Source organism: Mesoterricola sediminis, from assembly GCF_030295425.1.
Lineage (GTDB): Bacteria > Acidobacteriota > Holophagae > Holophagales > Holophagaceae > Mesoterricola > Mesoterricola sediminis.
This window is the reverse complement of record NZ_AP027081.1, coordinates 3,745,702-3,763,851: the sequence shown is the minus strand read 5'-3', so window position 1 is coordinate 3,763,851 and position 18,150 is coordinate 3,745,702. Positions and strand designations below refer to the sequence as shown.

Genomic DNA, 18,150 nt, shown 5'->3' with positions numbered 1-18,150 from the left:
GCCGGGCCGGGGACCCTGGACCCGGGGCCCGAGGCCCCGTGGAGGTTGCCATGACGATCCGTTCCCTGGCCCTGACCGTCGCGCTCGGCCTGCCCGGCGCCGCCGGGACGCCCCGGACCCTCTTCCAGATGGGGGGCGCGGTACCGGCGCCGGCCCGCCTTTCGGAGGCGGTCCTCGTGCTCATCGACGCCCAGCGGGAGTATCTGGACGGGGCGCTGCCCCTGGCGGGCATGGAGGCGGCGGTGGGGACCGCGGCCGGCCTCCTGAAGCGGGCCCGGGCCGCCAACACGCCCGTGATCCACGTGGTGCACCGGGGCGGGGGCGGGGTCTTCGATCCCGCGACGCCGGGCTTCGAGATCGTGGCGCCCCTGCGCCCCCTGGCCGGGGAGCCCGTGGTGGAGAAGCGGCGCATCAGCGCCTTCGCGGGAACGGGCCTGGAGGCGGCCCTCCGGCGCACGGGGCGGACCCGGGTGATCCTCGTGGGGTTCATGACCCACAACTGCGTCAGCACCACGGCCCGGGACGCCAACGACCTGGGCTTCTCCGTCACCCTCCTGGCCCCGGCCACGGCCACGCGGGACCTGCCCGACGGCCGCGGGGGGGTCCTGTCCGCCGCGGCCCTCCAGGCGGCGGAACTCGCGGCCCTGGCCGACCGCACGGCCTGCGTGGCGTGGCGGAGCGAGGAGATTCCCGACTAGTGCAGCGTCCGCCAAGTTGCCTGAATCATCCGAGGGGAGCGGCCGCTGCACGTCCATCGGGGGCATAGCCCCCCATGGCGTCGGGAAGGCAGTGCCTTCCCGACTGTCGCCCCCTGGGGGCCCCATGCCGGGCCCCCAGACCCCCGGCCAATGCCGCTCCCATCGCGAACGGATGATCCAGGAGCCTTGGCGGACTCGGCACTAGGCGTTCGCCGGGTCCTCGCGGGCGGCCCGGTGGCGCTGGGGGGCGATGCCGACGCTGCGTTTGAAGGCGTGGCTGAAGGCGCTCTCGGAGGTGTAGCCCAGGGAGAAGGCGAGGGTCGACACCGGCGTGTCCGTCTCCCGCAGGGCCTTCCGGGCCAAGCGCATGCGCCACTCGGTCAGGTAGGCCAGGGGTGGCAGGCCGGCGGCGGCCCGGAACCGGGTGGCGAAGCTCGTGCGGGACATGCCGGCGGCCTTGGCCAGTTCGCCGAGCTGCCAGGACCGGCCGGGCTCCCCGTGCATGAGGCGGAGGGCGGGGGCGAGCTGACGATCGGTGATCGCCCGGATCCAGCTGGGGGGGAAGGCCTCCTGGCTGGCCAGGTGGGCCCGCAGCAGGTGGAGGAAGAGCAGCTGGGCCAGGTGCGCGGTGGCGGAGCCGGCGCCGGGCTGCCCTGTCAGCCGCTCCTGGACCAGCTGGTCCAGGATCCACTGGGAGGCCGTGGCCGGGGCGGAGCCGGCGCGGGCCAGCAGCATGGGCGGCAGCACGGCGTGGAGGAGGTCCCCGTTGTCCGGATTCAGGTCCACGTGGCCGCCCACCATCAGGAAGTCGTCGCCGTCGTTGAGGCGGGCCGCGGCGTCCGCGCAGCCGCGGAACGCGGCCGCCACGTCCAGGGGCGGCAGGGCGGGATCGCTGGCCAGCACGAAGGCCAGGGGGGCCGACAGCAGAAACACGTCGCCCGCCTCCAGCCGCGCGGGCTCGGCGCCCTCCAGCCGCATCCAGCAGGCGCCCCGGGCGATGCCGAAGAACTTGACCTGGGCGGGCGGCGGGAACCGCGCGGCCCAGTCGCCGCCGGCCTGGAGGGCCCCCGTCACGACGGACTGGGGATTGGCCAGGGAGAGGATGTCCGAAAGCAGGTCCGGCATGGCTGAACGATCGCGCATGTCTTTGGGACTTGCAAGCATTCAGGGTCCAGGCGCGGCGGCGTAGGCTTGCTGCCTGGCAACCCGGGACGGTCCCGGGCCCAGGGTTCCGAACGCAGGAGTTCCCATGTCCCTCGACCAGTACGTCACCCTCGGGCGATCCGGCCTTCGGGTCAGTCCCATGTGCCTCGGCGCCATGACCTTCGGCGAGGACCTCGGCTGGGGTTCCAGCGTGGAGGAATCCTGCCGGATCATGGACCGCTTCCTGGAGCTCGGCGGCAATTTCATCGACACCGCCAACTTCTACACCAAGAGCCACTCGGAGAAGATCATCGGCGATCACCTCGGCCGCCACCCCGCCAAGCGGGACCGCCTGGTGCTCGCCACCAAGTTCAGCGGCAACCTCTATCCCGGCGACCCCAACGGCGGCGGCTCGGGACGCAAGTCCATCCTCGCGGCCTGCGAGCAGTCGCTGCGCCGCCTCCAGACCGACTACATCGACCTTTACTGGCTCCACAACTGGGACGTGCACACCCCCATGGACGAAACGATGGCCGCCCTGGAGGCCCTGGTGCAGGCGGGCAAGGTCCGGTACATCGGGGTGTCGGATACGCCTGCCTGGAAAGTGGTGGAGGCCAACATGCTGGCCCGCTTCCGGGGTTGGGCCCCGTTCATCGGCCTCCAGATCGAGTACTCGCTGCTGGAGCGCTCGGTGGAGCAGGACCTGGTGCCCATGGCCCTGGAATTCGGGCTCGGCATCACCCCCTGGTCCCCCCTCAAGAGCGGGGCCCTGAGCGGCAAGTACACCCGGCTCACGGCGGCCTCCCAGCCGCGGGACCGGGGTCCCTTCCTGGACGCGGCCCTGAACGACCGGGCCTTCGCCCTGATCGATGAGCTGGCGGCCATCGCCGCGGCCCACGGGACGACCGTGGCCCGGGTCGCCCTGGCCTGGGTGTGCGGCCGGCCCGGTGTGGCCTCCCCCATCATCGGCGCCCGGCGCCTGGCCCAGCTGGAGGACAACGTGGGGGCCCTGGACCTGAAGCTGGCGCCGGAGGCCGTGGCCCGGCTGGACGAGCTGACCCGGCCCACCTTCGGGTTCCCCCAGAGCATGATGCCGATATTCCCGTCCATTCATAACGCCGGGACCACGGTGAATGGGGTGTACGGGGCTCCCAGCCCCTTCTCCATCCAGCCCGGGGAAGCTACGTATTGATCATTCAATGGCCCGCGGCCCGGCAGGATCCCGCGGGCCATTTTGCTTCCAGGCAGGGGTTTCCTGGGTGAGAATGGAGGCATCAAATCCATCGCTTCGCCTTTTTCAAGGACCCCGCCATGCGTTTCTGGCTTCGATGCCTTATAACCCTCTGTTCATCCCTGGCCTTCGCCCAGGCCCCTCCGGCGGGCCTTCCGTTGGGTTTCAAGCTCACCTTGGCCGGCACCCCCCGGCAGGTGAGCGGCCTCACCTGGAAGACCGGGCGCGCGGAACTCACCGTGAAGTCCGGGGTGGCCGACCGCGTCATGGCCAACGGCACCTGCGTGGGCCTGTACTTCACGGGGGCCGGCTCCTTCCGCTACGTCTCCACCTTCCAGCCCGATATCAAGGTGTTCCGGTACAACGGGGAGAACAGCTCCACGCCCATGGGCGTCCTGAACTACAAGTGGGAGGAGAAGGACGGCAGCCTCGGCGCCGCGATGCCGGTGGAGGATGGCCTCGTCCTGGGGGCGCCCGAGAGCCTGCTCAACGGCCCCGCCGCCACCGACGCCGACCTCGACAAGGCCTTCCAGGAACACGCCAAGCGGTTCCGGCTGGACTTCCAGGTCGGGCAGCTGACGGCCCCCTATTGGCACGGGAAGGAGGAACTGCTGGCCTACGCCTCCCGGAATGCCCCGGGCAAGGCCGCGGCCGTGGCCGAACTCCGGAGCGGCAAGTTCGCGCTCATTTACCGCCTCGACGAGGCCTGGAGCAAGGTGGAGGCCCTCGACGCCATCCACGTGGAGTTCCACAACAACGAGGAATACCACCACTTCCAGCCCCTGTCCTTCCAGCCCCTGGGGTGGAAGCCGGGCGTGCCTTCGGACCCCCGGTACATCCTCAAGGATGTGGACCTGAAGTTGACGGCAGAGCCGACCGGCATGGCCGCCCTGACGGCGGTCGAGACGGTGGTTCCCTTCGAGGCCATGCGGGTGCTGCCCCTGCGCCTCAACAGCAAGCTCTACCGCTTCGGCGCCCGGTTGTGGGAGGCCTCGCCCGTCCGGGTCACCTCGGTCACGGACGCCGCCGGGCGCGCCCTGGCGTTCCACCACGGGAACAATGATCTGCTGGTGGACCTCGGCCGCACCGCTTCCCCCGACGAGGTGATCACCCTGCGGGTCGAGATCCAGGGCCGGCTCCTGTTCAATCCGGACAACGTGGACTGCTTCAAGTTCGACATCGAGCCGTGGTTCCCCCTGCCGGAGGCGTCGGGCGAGTACTACACCCTCCGCGCCGAGGTCCGCACTCCCAAGGCCTGGGTGGCCGTTTCGGGCGGCGAGACCATCAAGCGGTCCGAGGAGGACGGCATGAACGTGATGCGCGTCGCCTTCAACCGGCCCGTGTGCAACTACGCGTTGTTCATTGGCAAGTTCGTGCTGACCGAGGAGGTCTTCGGGAAGCGCCGGATCAACGTGGCCAGCTACGTCTCGGCCGGCGTCCAGTCCAAGCAGATCGCCAAACTCGCCAACGCCTTCATCGACCTCTACGGCGAGATCCTCGCCCCCTTCCCCTACGACGAGTTCGTCATCGTGCAGGACCGGGACCTGGGCTACGGGCAGGCCCCTCCGGGGATGATGATCCTGAGCGACGAGGCCTTCGAGGGCAAGACGGACGACTTCGCCAAGTTCTTCACCCACGGCCTCAACCAGCGCATCGCCCATGAGGTGGCCCACCAGTACTGGGGCGGCCTCCTGAAGACCCCCTCGGCCGAGGAGGAGTGGCTGGACGAGGCCTTCGCGGAGTACATGAGCGGCGAGGCCATGAAGTTCGTCCGGGGCAAGGGCGACTCGGCCTTCGACGGCGTCGTGGGCCGCTGGAAGGTCAACGCGGAATTCGCGGCGCCCCTCGGCCCCATTCCGATGGCCAACCGCATCCACCTGGCGAAGGACAGGCGACATTCCGCGCTCATCCGGTTCGCCCTGCTCTACGGGAAGGGGCCCTTCCTGCTCCAGCGCATCCGCGAGCGGATCGGGGACAAGGACTTCTGGCGCTTCATGAAGTCCATGCAGATCAACTTCAAGGACAAGTTCGTCACCACGGACGACGTGCGGATGGTCCTCGAGGCGGTCACCCGGCAGGACTTCAAGCCCTTCTTCGACAAGTACTACTACGGCCTGGCCCTGCCCCCGAAGGGCGGCCAGTAGGCGGGTCCGGCGACGGCCCCGGGCGGCTCAGGCGCCGCCCGGGGCCGCGTTCATGGCCTCGAACAGCGCGGGCACCTGGTCCCGCATGGTCTCCACGAAGCGCCGCAGCCGGGTGGGGTAGCTGGGGGCGTAGGGGTAGACGAGGCTGAGGGGCAGGGGGGTGCCGCGCCACGCGGGCAGGGGCTGCACGAGCCGCCCCCGGGCCAGGTCCTCCGCGAAGATCCACGCCGATCCCACGCAGGCGCCGAGGCCGGCCGAGGCCGCGGCGCGGAGGGCGACCAGGTTGTCCGTGCTCAGGCGGGGCTGGATGCGGAACGTGCGGGTCTCGCCGGTGGCGGCGTGGACCAGGGCCACCTCCCGGTGGTAGTAGGTGCGCAGGGCGAGCCAGGGCAGGGCCGCCAGGTCCTCCGGGGTCCGGGGCGGGGCCGCTCCCAGGAGGGCGGGGGCCGCCACGGCGATGCGGGGCACCTGGGCCAGGCGGATCGCCACCAGGTTGGGATCCTGCACCTCCCCCACCTGGAGCGCGCAGTCGATGCCCGCGGCGATGAAGTGGCCGGGCTCGTCATGGAGGATCCACTCCACCGCGACGCGGGCGTGGCGCTCCAGGAAGGTCGCCAGGGGCCCGACCAGCACCTCCTGGCCGAAGGCGTGGGGCACCACGACGCGCAGGGTGCCCTCGGGGTCGCCGGCGGGCAGGGAGAGTTCCGTCTCGAAGCCCTCCCAGTCCGCCAGGAGGCGCTTGACCCGCTCGTAGCAGGCCTCGCCCTCGCGGGTGAGGCGGAAGCTGTGGGTGGTGCGCTGGACCAGGTGGACACCGGTGGCCGCCTCCAGCTGCTGGAGGCGGCGGCTCACCGTGGGCTGGGTGGTGCGCAGGTGGCGGGCGGCGGCGGTGAGGTTCCCCGCCTCGACGATGCGCACGAAGGTCTGCCAGAGCTCCAGGCGGTCCGCGGGGGACGGGGAGGGGGGATGGTGAGGGAGGGGCTTGGCCATACGCCAGAAGTATAAGCCTCATGCCCCCGGCGGGCCTACGCAGGATGGAGCTCCGGCCGGACACTGATCCTGCATTGGATCAGACAGGAGACCGACCATGGCCTGGCACCCCGAACCCCTCACCGCCCCGGCATCGGCCGCCGTCCCCGTTCATTCGCAAGAGGTATTGACCCCGGGCCTCCTGGGCCTCATCGGCGCCGGGGCCGGCCTGTCGGTGGCCACCCTCTACTACAACCAGCCCCTCCTGGGCCTGCTGGCGGAGAGCCTGGGCGCCGGGAGCCAGGCCATCGGCTGGATGCCGACCCTCACCCAGTGCGGGTACGCCCTGGGCCTGCTCTTCCTGGCGCCCCTGGGGGACCGGTACGACCGCAAGCGGGTGATCCTGGCCAAGGGGGCCGTGCTCATCGCGGCCCTCCTGCTGGTGGCCTCGGCGGGCTCGCTGGCCCAGCTCCTGGCGGGGAGCCTCCTGGTGGGGCTGGCCGCGACCCTCGCCCAGGACTTCGTCCCCGCCGCCGCGGCCCTCGCGCCCGAGCGCACCCGGGGCCAGATGGTGGGCTACGTCATGACGGGGCTCCTCCTGGGCATCCTCCTGTCGCGGGTGGTCAGCGGGGTGGTGGGGGCCCGCTTCGGCTGGCGGTGGACCTTCGGCGGGGCCGCCCTCAGCGTCGCCGGGATCCTGGCGGCCGCGTGGCGCCGCCTCCCCGCCTTCCGCCCCACCACGTCCCTCGCTTACGGGGACCTGCTGCTGACCCTGGCCGCGCTCCTGCGCCGCCACCCGGCCCTGCGCCGCGCGGCCCTGGCCCAGGGGCTGCTCGCGGTGGGCTTCAGCGGCTTCTGGTCGACCCTGGCCGTGTACCTCCACGGCGCGCCCTTCCACCTGGGCTCCGCCGCGGCCGGCGCCTACGGGCTCGCGGGCGCGGCGGGGGCCCTCCTGGCACCCCTGGCGGGCCGGCTTGCGGACCGCAGGGGGCCGGCCTGGGTGGCCGGGGCCGGCGCCGTCCTGACCCTGGCGGCCTTCCTGCCCATGCTCGCCTTCCCCTGGATGGCCCCGCAGACCCGGCTCTGGGTGCTCGGCGTGAGCGCGGTGGGCTTCGATCTCGGCGTCCAGTCCACCCTCATCGCCCACCAGACCCTCGTCTACGGCCTGGAGCCCGAGGCCCGCAGCCGCCTCAACGCGGTGCTCTACGTGGGCATGTTCCTGGGCATGGCGGCGGGGTCGGCCCTGGCCTCGGCGCTCTTCCAGCGCGCGGGATGGCAGGGCGTGGCGGGCCTGGCCGTGGGCGCGTCGGTCCTGAGCCTCGTGGCGCGCCGCCGGTCCTGATCAGGCCTGGCGGCCCTTCCAGAAGGCCTCGAGGGCCGCGACCAGGGGCCGGGAGGCGGGCTCGCGCCGCGCGGCGGCGAAGGCCTCCGCCAGCGCCGCGTCGTGGGCGGGCCGGGCCCGCTCCAGGACGGCGAAGCCCTCGGGGGTGACGTTGGTGTAGATGCCCCGGCGGTCCGTGGGACAGAAGAAGCGCGCCAGGAGGCCCCGCTCCTCGAGCCGGGTCACCAGGCGCGTCGTCGCGCTCTGGCTCAGGAGGACCGCGTCCGCCACCTGCTTCATCTGGAGGTGGCCGCCGGGACCCGCGTGCTGCCGGCTGAGGACGTCCAGGAGGTCGTATTCCCGGGCGGAGAGGCCCCAGCCCTCCGCGAGGACCCGCTCCAGGTGGCCCTGGACGTGCGCGTGGAGCAGCGACAGGGCGCCCCAGTTCCGGGCCAGGACCGTGCCTTCTGGGGGTTGTGGGGCCATCGCGCCTCCGGGGGCTGCCCCAGAATCATGGCACAAGACAAAATTTGCAGCGTCAAATAGTTTTTATTTGAAATAGTCGGCGCGTGCAATTAATTTGGAACCTGTCCCTCGCGGAGGTTCCCATGCCCGGACTGTTCGACCCCCTCGCCCTCAAGGGCGTCACCCTGCGCAACCGCATCGCCGTGCCGCCCATGTGCCAGTACATGGCCGACGAGGGCCGGGCCACGGACTGGCACCGCGTCCACTACGGCTCCCTGGCCCGGGGCGGCGCCGGGCTCGTGGTGGTGGAGGCCACCGCCGTCTCCCCCGAAGGCCGCATCACCTGGGCGGACCTGGGCCTGTGGAACGACGCCCAGGCCGCGGCCCTGGAGCCGGTGGTCGCGGGCATCCGGAGCGCGGGCGCGGTGGCGGGCCTCCAGATCGGCCACGCGGGCCGGAAGGCCTCTGCCAACCGGCCGTGGGAGGGTGACGATCACATCCCCCTGGGCCAGCCCAACGCCTGGGAGACCCTGGCGCCGTCGGCCGCGGCCTTCGGCAAGGGCCTCGACCGGGTGCCCCGGGCCATGACCCTGGAGGACATCCGGCGGGTCCAGGCGGACACGGTGGCCGCGGCCGTCCGGGCCCGGGACCTGGGGTTCCAGTGGCTCCAGCTGCACATGGCCCACGGCTACCTGGCCCAGGCGTTCTTCTCGCCCCTGGTCAACGCGCGCACCGACGCCTACGGGGGCAGCGCGGAGAACCGGGCCCGCTTCCTCCTCGAGACCTTCCGGGCCGTCCGGGAAGTGTGGCCGGAGGACCGGGTGCTCAACGTGCGGCTCGGCGTCGTGGAGTTCCACGGCGACGACGAGGCCATGTTCCTGGAATCGGTGGACCTGCTCAACCGCATGAAGGACGGCGGCCTGGACTTCGTGGACGTCTCCATGGGCTTCAACACGCCGGACGCGCAGATCCCCTGGGGCCCCGGCATGCTGCTGCCCCACGCGCGCCGGATCCGGGAGGCCACGGGCCTCCCGGTGGGCACCAGCTGGAACCTCAGCCGCGACGCCCGGGAGGCCGACGCCCTCCTGCGGGAAGGCCAGCTCGACCTCTACACCCTGGGCCGCCCCTTCCTGGACGATCCCCACTGGCCGTTCCACGCGGCCCGGGAGCTGGGCCTCGAGGACGCCGCCGCCCGGACCCTGCCCCCGCCCTACGCGCACTGGATCGCGCGGTACCGGTGAGCGGTCTCACCGGCCTCCGCCGAAGCGCACCCCCACGGAGACGTCGAGCCAGGTGAGGGTGTCGAAGGGGAAGGGGTCGGAGCCGGACTTGTCCACGAACACGTGGTGGTAGGTCGCCGAGGCGAAGACGCGCGGCGTGAAGAAATGCCCGCCCCCGATCTGGAGGGCGGGCTTCGTGTCCTGGCGCGCCGTGTAGGTGGACCCGACGGTGGGCCAACCGGGGCCGGCCGTGTAGTGGGTGTTGAGGCCGAGTTTGGGGGAGGCGAAGCCCGCCCCGGCCTCGACGAACCACCCCGCGCCGCCCTTGAGCCAGTCATGGCGCCAGTCGACGCCGAACTCGGGAATGCTCCACTCCGGTTCGAAGGTCAGGGTCTCGTTCGGGTCGCCCGTGTCGATGCGGTGGCTGGCGCTGGTGCCCAGGCCCGCGAGGTCGAGGCGCACCCGGAGGCTGTCATGGGGGCGGAGCCTCCAGACGACGGCGGCCCCGAAACTGGTGCCGATCGAGCCGTCCATGCCCGCGTCGGGATGGGTCCGGACGGACCCGAGGGGCGCGGTGAGGCCGGCCTTCAGTTCCCAGGCGACATCGGCGGCCTGGAGCAGGGGGGTGGCAAGCACAAGGAGGCTGATCCGTACGAGGGGAATCCGCATGGCCCGTTCCTTTGATGTTGATTTTGTCCAAACTACCAGGAGGCGGTAGAACGGACAAGCACGATCGTTCAGCGGGCCAGGGGCGCGGGGGGACCCTCGGTCCACGCCTCGCAGCGGTCCCGTCCGAGGGACTTGGCCCGGTAGAGGGCCTCGTCGGCGCGGGTGAGGAAGGTCTCGAGGCCCTCGCCCTGGGCGGGGACGGCGGCGTGGTAGCCCAGGCTCAGGGTGACGGGGATGGCGGTGTCGCCCCAGATCACCGGCGCGCCGCGCACCGCGAGGCGGAACCGCTCGAAGGCGAGGGCCGCGCCGGCGGGGCCGGTGTCGGGCAGGAGCAGGGCGAACTCCTCGCCGCCGTAGCGGCAGAGCACATCCCCGGCCCGGAGGGCGCGGGACAGGCGGCGGGCCACCTCCTTCAGGGCGGCGTCCCCGGCGTCGTGGCCGTAGTGGTCATTGACGAGCTTGAAGTGGTCCACGTCCAGGAGGGCGACGGCCAGGGGCCGGCAGGTGCGCTGGGCCAGGCCGGCCTCGCGCGAGCCCAGCTCCTGGAAGCGCCGGCGGTTGAAGAGCCCCGTGAGCTCGTCGGTGACGGCCATCTCGGTGAGGCGGTCCATGAGGACGGTCAGTTCGGTGACGTCCCGGATGACCACCACCGAGCCCGTGAGCCGGCCGCGCGGGTCCCGGAGGGGCAGGGCCTCCAGCGCCAGGTGCCGCGCGTCTCCGCCCGGCTGGACCGCGCGGATCTCCAGCCGCTCGGACCCCGGTCCCCGGCGTTCGCCGCGGGCGAGGGCGATGACCCCGGGAAGCCAGGGCGCGTTGCCGCCGGGGTCGGCGATGGGCAGGCCCTCGCGGACGGTCACCCCCGCCAGGAGGTGGCGGGCGGCGGCGTTGGCGTCGGCGACGACGCCCTTCCGGTCCAGGACGAGGAATCCGTCCCGCAGCGAGTCGATGGCCAGTTCCCGGGCCGCCGGGACGAGCTCGAGGATGCCCAGCCGGAAGATGGCCCAGGAGAACAGGAGCCCCGAGCAGACGGTTCCGAGGGGGGAGATGTCCAGGTGCCAGGGCGTCGCCCCCGCCAGGTAGGCGAGGAAAACGACCATGGGAAAGGCCGAGGCGAAGGCCGCCGTCAGGGCCTGGCTCCGGTGGCGGTGCCGGGCGCCCCGGGCGTAGGCGAGCAGGACGGCGATGCCGGCCATGAGCTCGACCTGGGCGATCCCCACATGGATCCAGTACGCCGGCCCGTGAACCACGCCGATGAGGGGGAAGGGGGCGTCTGTGCGGACCCAGGAACGGACGTAGAACCACCCGTGCAGGTCGTTGGTCCAGAAGAGGAGGACCGCCGCGACCGCGGGGGCGGCCAGGACCGGGCGCAGGATGCGGAAGGGCCGCTCCAGGCCGGTGAACCTCAGCGCGAAGAGCAGCCAGCAGTAGCAGATGAAGGGGATGCCCAGGTACTGGAAGCGGAGGGCGCCCAGCATGCCCGGCAGGTCCGCGCACCCCAGTTCCAGGGCATAGCCCAGGGCGTAGATCGCCGAGGCGCCCATGAACCCCGAGAACTCCACGGCTCCCCGGCTCCCCCGCCGGGACAGGCCGAAGCCCGCCAGGAAGAAGGACAGGGCCGACGAGGCCGCCAGGGTGGCCGCGAGCAGGTCGGGGGTCCTCAACGGGCGCCTCCACGGCCGAACGGCCAAGCCGGTGTGCGGACGGTGCGTGCCTGGACGTGGGTTCCTGTAATTTCCATAGAATCGGCGAAGTCGTTTCAATCCATCATAAGGCCGGAGCCTCCGCCGGTGGGCCCTGGATTCCCGGAGCCAAGCTAGACATCATGCATTGGCCCCTCAAGCAGTGACGGGCCAAAACATGATGCCTAGCCGAGCTGGCCCAGGCAGGCCTTCAGTTCCAGCGCGGTGAAGGGCTTGACCAGGAGGGCCACCTTCGGGAACCGCGCGAGGATACGCTCGGCACGCTCGTCCAGGTACCCGGAGGAAAGGAGGACGGGCACTTCGGGGAGCAGGAGGCGGAGGCGGGCCAGGGTCGCCTCTCCGTCCATCTCGGGCATGCTCAGGTCCAGGATGATCGCGTCCGGGGGGGCGCCTTCGCCCAGGCGCCGGAGGGCCTCCAGGCCGCCGGTGAAGGACCTCACCCGGTGCCCGAGCATGCGGAGCATGCCGGCGACGGAGTTGCGGACGAACTCGTCGTCGTCCACGAGGACGATGTCCAGGAGCCGCCCGGGACCGGTCCCGGCCTCGGGGGCCTGGGCGGAGGCCGGCGCCTCGGCGCGGATGGGGGGGAAGGCGAGGATGACGCAGGTGCCTTCGCCGGGGGTGCTCGCGATGGCCACGCGTCCATCGTGGGCCTTCATCACCCCGAAGACCTGGGACAGGCCGAGCCCCGTGCCCTTCCCGGCGGGCTTGGTGGTGAAGAACGGCTCCATGGCCCGCTGCAGGACCTCCGGGGCCATGCCCTGGCCGCTGTCCCGGACGGTGACTTCCACGAAGCCGTCCGGCGCCAGCCGGGTCCCGAGCTCCAGGCGGCCACCGCCGGGCATGGCGTCCAGGGCGTTGACGCAGAGGTTCATGAGCGCGTTGGAAATGGAGCTGGCATCGCCCATCACCCCGGGGAGGCCCTCGGCCAGCAGGGCCTCGACCCGCACCCGCTGCAGGGTGGTCCGGCTCAGGAGGTCCGCCTCCTGGCGCACGAGGACGTTCAGGTCCAGGGCCCGGGATTCGGCCACGTCCTTGCGCACGAAGTCCCGCAGGCCCTTCACCAGGTCGCGGCCGCGTTCAGCCGCGCGCAGGAGCATGTCCAGCCCGCGGCCCAGTTCGGGGTCCTCCCCGTGCCGGGCCTGGAGGGCGGAGCCGACGGCCATGATCGCCGCCAGCACGTTGTTCATGTCATGGGAGATGCCCCCGGCCAGGGCGCCCAGGGACTCGAGTTTCTGGGCGTGGGCCACCTCCGCCTCCAGGCGGCGGCGCTCGGCCTCGGAGCGGACCTGCTCGGTCCGGTCCTGGAGGAGGGTCAGGAGGACGCGCTCCCCGTCCATGTCCACCAGGTCCGTGGTCCAGGTGACGTGGACGGGCGCGCCGCCGGGGGTCCGGAGCTCGTGGTCCTCGGCCCGGAACCGCCCCTCGCGGAGCAGGGCCTCCATGATGCGCTCCCGCGCGCCGGGGTCGGGCCAGAGGCCCAGTTCCGTGCTGGTGCGGCCCACCACCGCCTCGGGCTCCAGGGCGAAGAGCCGGATGAAGGCCGGATTGGCCTCCAGGATGACGCCGTCCCGGGCCCGGCTCAGCACGATGGCCACGGGGCTCACCTGGAAGACCTTCTGGAAGCGGGCCCGGCTGGAACGGAGTTTGAGCTCGGCCACCTTGCGGTCGGTGATGTTCTCGACCATGGTGATGAACTCGTCTTCCGCCTGCCGGTAGGCGGTGATTCCGAACCAGCGGGCCAGGGCCGGCACGTAGGTCTCCAGCTTGCCCAGCACGCCGGTGCGGACCACGCCCGCATAGAAGGGCAGGAGCTCGGGGTTGTCGGCGAGGAGGGTGGGGAGCACCTCCGAGGCCCGGCGCCCGGCGATCCGCCCGAGGCCGGTGATGCGGTGGTAGGCGGGGTTGGTGGCCAGGAACAGGTAGTCCCGGGGCTCCCCGTCCTCCAGGATGAGGCGGCAGTGGGCGAAGCCCTCCTCCAGGTGCTCGAACAGGCTGCGGTAGCGCTGCTCGCTGGCCTGGAGGGCCCGCTCCGCCTCCTTCATGGGCGTGACGTCCGAGAGGATGCCCAGCATGTAGTCGCGGCCGCCCAGCTTGACCAGGGCGGCGGAGACGAGCAGGTCGAACTCCGAGCCGTCCGCGCGCCGGGCCCGGCAGGACCAGTTGCTGACGCGGCCCCGGGCCTCGAGGAGGGCCCCCAGGGACGCCCGGTCCCCGGGGTCGACGAAGTGCCCGGCCTCGAGGGAGGTCCGCCCGATGAGCTCCTCCCGCCGGTTCCCGAAGATGGCGAGGAGGGCCGCGTTGGCCTCCACGAGCCGGCCCGAGGCCCAGTCGCTGAGGCCCATGCCCAGGGGGCTCAGGTTGAAGAGGGTGCTGAAGCGGTCCTCGCTCTCGCTGAGGGCCGCGGCGAGGGTGCGCGCCTCCCGCGCTTGGCGGAACCCCTCCAGCGCCTGCAGGAGGGCGCCGGCGAGGCGGGTGGGGCGGTCCTTGAGGACGAAGTCGGTCAGGCCCTGGCGGAGCAGGTCCAGGGCGGTCTCCTCCCCGATGCTCCCGGAGAGGAGGATGACGGGGACCTGGGGGAGGCGGGTGCGGAGCGTGGCCAGGGTCCGGCCGAAGTCCAGGGACGGGACGTTGTAGTCCGAGATCACCGCGTCCCAGGGCCCGGCGTCCAGGGCCGCCTCCAGCCCGGCGGGATCGTCCACCCGGTGCAGGTCGGCCTGGATCCCGTGCTGGCGGAGGTTGCGGGCCGTCAGCAGGAAGTCGGGCTGGGAATCCTCGATGACCAGGATCTTCATGGGCGTCAGTTCGCCTCCGGGGGTTCGTTGAGGGCCATCCAGTAGAGGCCGAGGCGGGCGACGGCGTCCGCGAACGCGGCGAAATCCACGGGCTTCCGGACGAAGCTGTTGGCGCCCATGCGGTAGCTCTGGAGGCGGTCCTGCTCCTCATCGGAGGAGGTGAGGATCACGATGGGGATGAGGCGGGTGCGGGCGTCGGACCGGAGCCGCTCCAGGACCTCCAGGCCGCTCACCTTGGGCAGGCCCAGGTCGAGGAGGACCACGGCGGGCTGGTCCGTCCCGGGCCGGCCCGCGAACTCGCCCTCGCGGAACAGGAAGTCCAGGGCCTGCTGGCCGTCCCGGACCACCTGGACGGCATTGGCGAGGTGGGCCTTGGCCAGGGAGCGCAGGGTGAGGCGCTCGTCCTGGGGGTTGTCCTCGACCAGGAGGATGTGGCGGGGGTTCATGGGGTCGTCTCCTCCGGGGCGGGCAGGGTGAAGCGGAAGGCCGCCCCCCGTCCGGGTTCGCTGCGGGCCTCGATCCGGCCGCCGTGGCGGCGCAGGATGCGCTGGACCGTCGCGAGTCCGATGCCGAGGCCCTGGAACTCGTCCTGGCGGTGGAGGCGCTGGAAGGGCTTGTAGAGGCGGGCCGCGTGGGCCATGTCGAAACCGGCCCCGTTGTCCGTCACGCAGATCCAGGAGGCCCCGTCCTCCCGGGATCCGTGGACCCGGATGAAGGGATGGGCCGTCCGGGCGGTGTACTTCCAGGCGTTGCCCAGGAGGTTGCGGAGGACGACGTCGAGGAGGCGCGGGTCCCCGTGGGCGGCGAGGCCCGGCTCGACCTCCCAGGCGACGGCCCTGTCCGGGTCGCCGGCCTGGAGCTCGCCGAGGATCCGCCGCGCGAGGTCGCTGAGGTCCACGTCCTCCCGGGCCAGGTCGCCCCGGGTGCTCCGGGACACGTCCAGGAGGCCGTCGATGAGGAGGCCCATCCGGCGGCTGGCCTCCATGATCTCCTCCAGGTACCCGCGGGCGTCCGGGGCGAGCCCCTCGCCGAAATCCTCGAGGAGGGCCTGGCTGAACCCGTTCATGGCCCGCAGGGGGGCCCGGAGGTCATGGGAGACGGCGTAGGCGAAGGCCTCCAGCTCCTGGTTGGCGGCCTGGAGTTCCGCGGTCTTCTCCTCCACCCGCTGCTCCAGGGTGGCGTTGAGGGCCCGGATCTCCTCCTCGGCCCGGCGCCGGCCAGTGATGTCCTCGACGACGGAGATGAAGTAGTCGGGATCCCCCTCCGGCGTCCGCGCGAGGGTCGTGGTGAGCTGGGCCCAGAACCAGGTCCCGTCCCTGCGGAGGTAGCGCTTGGGGAGGCTTTCCGAGCGGCTCTCTCCGGCCATGAGGCGGGCCACGGCCTCCGTGGAGGCGGTCAGGTCCTCGGGGTGGGTGAGGGCCTGGTACGAGGATCGGGCCAGGTCGCCGGGCTCGTAGCCGAGGAGCTCGCACAGCTTCCGGTTCACGCGGAGCCACCGCCCGTCGGGGGCGACCATGGCCATGCCCACCGCGGCCTGCTCGAACAGGGCCTCGAAGCGGTGTTCGATGGAGGCCAGCCGGCCCTGGACGGAGGAGATCTCCCGGAAACCCGCGTAGGGGAGGATGGCCGCGTCGTCCCCGCGGCCCATGCCGGCCACGGCGCGGCCGAAGCGGCGCGCGGCCCAGGCGGCCGCACCCAGGCCCACGAGGCTGGCCGCAACGAGGCCCAGGCCGAGACCCAGGAGGACGGAGAGGGCCGGCGCGCGCCCCTGGGCGCGGGGGACGGCCGTCACCGCCGTCCACGGCGCCAGGGGCGAGGTGGCCGCGAACCGGGTGACGTCCTGGTCCGGGGCCGGGTCGCCGGCGATGAGGGCCCCCGTGGAATCCACCAGGGAGAGGCGCCACCCCGCGGGGAGGGGGACCCGGTCCACGCAGTCCTGGAAGGCCCGGATCTCGAAGGTGGTGAGGAGGCCCGCCACCGGCGCGCCGTCGCGCAGGACGGGCACGGCGATGGTCACCAGCAGTTCGTCCGCGACGGGACCCAGGAGGCGGTCGCTCACCGCGGGCCGCCGGGAGGCGAGGGCCGTCGGAAAGGCCGCGCGGCCCTTCACGGGGGGGAGGAGGGGGAGGGGGCTGCCGAAGGGGGCGCGCGTGTTGAACCGCATGCGGCGGTCCAGGTCCGCCAGGATCACGTGGCTGCCGAAGATGGCGCGGAAGCTGAGGGCCTCCTGGTAGAGGAGGGGCCAGGTTGCCGGGCCGTCAGCCGCGGGGGAGGCCGCGAGCATGGCGAGGGCGCCGATGCGCTCGTTGAGGCGGCCCTCGGCGAGTTCCATGCACCGGTGGGCGATGGCCGAGGCCTGGGCGTCCCGGTTCGCGCGGGCCCGGCGGGCCTCCTTCCACACCAGGCCGAGCCCCACGACCATGAGGGGCGCCATGCCCAGGGCCACGAGGCGCAGCAGGTAGGCGCCCAGGGTCCCCCCGCCCCGGGGCCGGGGCGGTACGGCGGGGTCCTTCGGATGGGCTCGCATGGAATGGGGACGTCGCTTCCGGGGGGCGCGATGGGATTGGGAAGGGTCTGGACGTGATGGATAGGATTATCAGCCGCCTTCGGGTCCCGTCATCCGGGTTTTTTCAATAATTAATTCAATCAAACGGGGGTTCTAATAGCTCATAGGAAGGTTCGGGACCGGGGCCGGGGGGGCTGGATCGTGAAGCTGTGCAGCTGCCGGTCCCGGGGGCCGGAGCTGATCCAGATCCGGAGCGTGAAGGGGCCCTCGGGCAGGGGGGTCCCGGGGAACCATTCGTCGATGACGCAGGCCTGCTCGGGGATCGCCACCTTCGGCAGGGCCAGGAGGTGGAAATGGTACCCGGTGTAGCCGTGGAAATTGAGCAGTGGGCCGCTCGAGGCCTCGTCCCCGGTGACGGGGACCTCGAGGGACCGGCCCCCGCCCCCGAGGAGCTGGGACTGCTGGATGTTCCAGTTCCTGGGCTCGCCGGGCGCCAGGGCCTCGGCCACGTAGAGGATGCCCAGGCCCCGGACCACCTTGGCCCTGGGGCCCCCGCCCGGATCGGGGACGTACCGGATCTGCTCGGAGCACTCCAGGAGGCGGACCCGCACCTCGCCCCGGATGGATTCGGCGTTGACCTCGGGCGCGGGGGGCGTGAACCGGGCGCGGCGCGGGATCCGGGCGCAGGCCAGGGGCAGCAGGAGGCACAGCAACAGCGGAAGGTATCGCACGGGAGCTCCCGGTGGATGGGGGGGGTGGCCCCAGCCTAACGCCGGACGGCCCCCGTGTCAGGCCCCCGTCAGGATCGCCCGGCGGACGGGCCCCTCCAGGCGTCCGGGGGCGGTGAGGGGGGCGAAGCGGCGGAGGGGCCTCCCCTCCCGGTCCACCAGGAACTTGGTGAAGTTCCACATCACCCGCGGTCCGAGGAGGCCCGGCAGGGCCCGGGTCAGCCACTGGAAGAGGGGGTGGGCCCCGGGTCCGTTGACCTCGACCTTTCCGAAGACCGGGAAGCTCACCCCGTAGTTGAGGAGGCAGCCGCCTTCGATGGAGGCCGCGTCCCCGGGCTCCTGGCCCCCGAACTGGTTGCAGGGGAAGCCGAGAATGGCGAGGCCTTCGGGGGCGAGGCGCCGGTGGAGCTCCTCCAGCCCCCGGTACTGGGGCGTCAGCCCGCACTGGCTGGCCGTGTTGACCACGAGGACCACCTTCCCGGCGAAGCGGGACAGCGGGACCTCCTCGCCGCGGAGGGAAGGGGCCGAGAAATCGTGGAGCGTCGGCATGGCGCCTCCGGG

General features: G+C 72.2%; 15 protein-coding genes. 5 read left to right on the top strand and 10 right to left on the bottom strand.

Translation table 11 applies throughout. The features are described from left to right. The first annotated feature begins 50 nt into the window (after positions 1–50). A complete protein-coding gene (locus R2J75_RS16290; protein WP_243345743.1) occupies positions 51–698 on the top strand; it encodes a cysteine hydrolase family protein in 648 nt (215 codons plus the stop codon). Positions 699–899: 201 nt separating this feature from the next. On the opposite strand, the gene R2J75_RS16285 is transcribed toward R2J75_RS16290, so the two are convergent. Then, on the bottom strand, positions 900–1,841 hold the full coding sequence (locus tag R2J75_RS16285; protein WP_243329647.1) for an AraC family transcriptional regulator: 942 nt from the start codon (positions 1,839–1,841) through the stop codon (positions 900–902). A gap of 106 nt (positions 1,842–1,947) precedes the next feature. Here R2J75_RS16285 and R2J75_RS16280 point away from each other — a divergent pair, with 106 nt between their 5' ends. Together R2J75_RS16280 and R2J75_RS16275 are read left to right on the top strand one after the other, a co-directional pair. Further along, positions 1,948–3,033: an aldo/keto reductase gene (locus R2J75_RS16280; protein WP_243329645.1), complete on the top strand. Its 1,086-nt coding sequence runs from the start codon at positions 1,948–1,950 to the stop codon at positions 3,031–3,033. Between the two features lie 215 nt (positions 3,034–3,248). Further along, positions 3,249–5,216, top strand: coding sequence for a M1 family metallopeptidase (locus tag R2J75_RS16275; RefSeq protein WP_243329643.1), 1,968 nt, complete (start codon positions 3,249–3,251; stop codon positions 5,214–5,216). Between the two features lie 27 nt (positions 5,217–5,243). Here the strand turns inward: R2J75_RS16275 and R2J75_RS16270 are convergent, their stop codons facing one another. After that, a complete protein-coding gene (locus tag R2J75_RS16270; protein ID WP_243346389.1) occupies positions 5,244–6,206 on the bottom strand; it encodes a LysR family transcriptional regulator in 963 nt (320 codons plus the stop codon). Positions 6,207–6,303: 97 nt separating this feature from the next. Here R2J75_RS16270 and R2J75_RS16265 point away from each other — a divergent pair, with 97 nt between their 5' ends. Continuing rightward, on the top strand, positions 6,304–7,527 hold the full coding sequence (locus tag R2J75_RS16265) for an MFS transporter (RefSeq protein WP_316410624.1): 1,224 nt from the start codon (positions 6,304–6,306) through the stop codon (positions 7,525–7,527). Here R2J75_RS16265 and R2J75_RS16260 read toward each other — a convergent pair whose 3' ends face one another. After that, entirely contained in the window at positions 7,528–7,992 is a 465-nt protein-coding gene (locus R2J75_RS16260) for a MarR family winged helix-turn-helix transcriptional regulator (protein ID WP_316410623.1), read from the bottom strand. Positions 7,993–8,114: 122 nt separating this feature from the next. Here R2J75_RS16260 and R2J75_RS16255 point away from each other — a divergent pair, with 122 nt between their 5' ends. Continuing rightward, positions 8,115–9,212 carry an NADH:flavin oxidoreductase/NADH oxidase gene (locus tag R2J75_RS16255; RefSeq protein ID WP_316410622.1) on the top strand — a complete coding sequence of 366 codons (1,098 nt, stop codon included), beginning with the start codon at positions 8,115–8,117 and terminating at the stop codon, positions 9,210–9,212. Positions 9,213–9,218: 6 nt separating this feature from the next. On the opposite strand, the gene R2J75_RS16250 is transcribed toward R2J75_RS16255, so the two are convergent. From R2J75_RS16250 to R2J75_RS16220, 7 genes are all read right to left on the bottom strand, one after another. Continuing rightward, positions 9,219–9,860: a hypothetical protein gene (locus tag R2J75_RS16250; RefSeq protein WP_316410621.1), complete on the bottom strand. Its 642-nt coding sequence runs from the start codon at positions 9,858–9,860 to the stop codon at positions 9,219–9,221. Between the two features lie 68 nt (positions 9,861–9,928). Then, positions 9,929–11,521, bottom strand: coding sequence for a histidine kinase N-terminal 7TM domain-containing diguanylate cyclase (locus R2J75_RS16245; protein ID WP_316410620.1), 1,593 nt, complete (start codon positions 11,519–11,521; stop codon positions 9,929–9,931). 203 nt (positions 11,522–11,724) lie between these two features. Next, complete coding sequence (locus R2J75_RS16240; protein WP_316410619.1) at positions 11,725–14,355, bottom strand: hybrid sensor histidine kinase/response regulator; 2,631 nt, start codon at positions 14,353–14,355, stop codon at positions 11,725–11,727. Between the two features lie 5 nt (positions 14,356–14,360). Beyond that, positions 14,361–14,801 (bottom strand): response regulator, encoded by a 441-nt coding sequence (locus R2J75_RS16235; protein WP_243329635.1) that lies wholly within the window; start codon positions 14,799–14,801, stop codon positions 14,361–14,363. Continuing rightward, entirely contained in the window at positions 14,798–16,882 is a 2,085-nt protein-coding gene (locus R2J75_RS16230) for a sensor histidine kinase (RefSeq protein ID WP_316410618.1), read from the bottom strand. The genes R2J75_RS16235 and R2J75_RS16230 overlap by 4 nt, the downstream gene beginning before the upstream one ends. Before the next feature lie 140 nt (positions 16,883–17,022). Beyond that, positions 17,023–17,592, bottom strand: a complete 570-nt coding sequence (locus tag R2J75_RS16225; protein WP_243346396.1) for a hypothetical protein — start codon at positions 17,590–17,592, stop codon at positions 17,023–17,025. Positions 17,593–17,649: 57 nt separating this feature from the next. Then, positions 17,650–18,138: a glutathione peroxidase gene (locus tag R2J75_RS16220; RefSeq protein WP_243329630.1), complete on the bottom strand. Its 489-nt coding sequence runs from the start codon at positions 18,136–18,138 to the stop codon at positions 17,650–17,652. Positions 18,139–18,150: the final 12 nt, after the last annotated feature.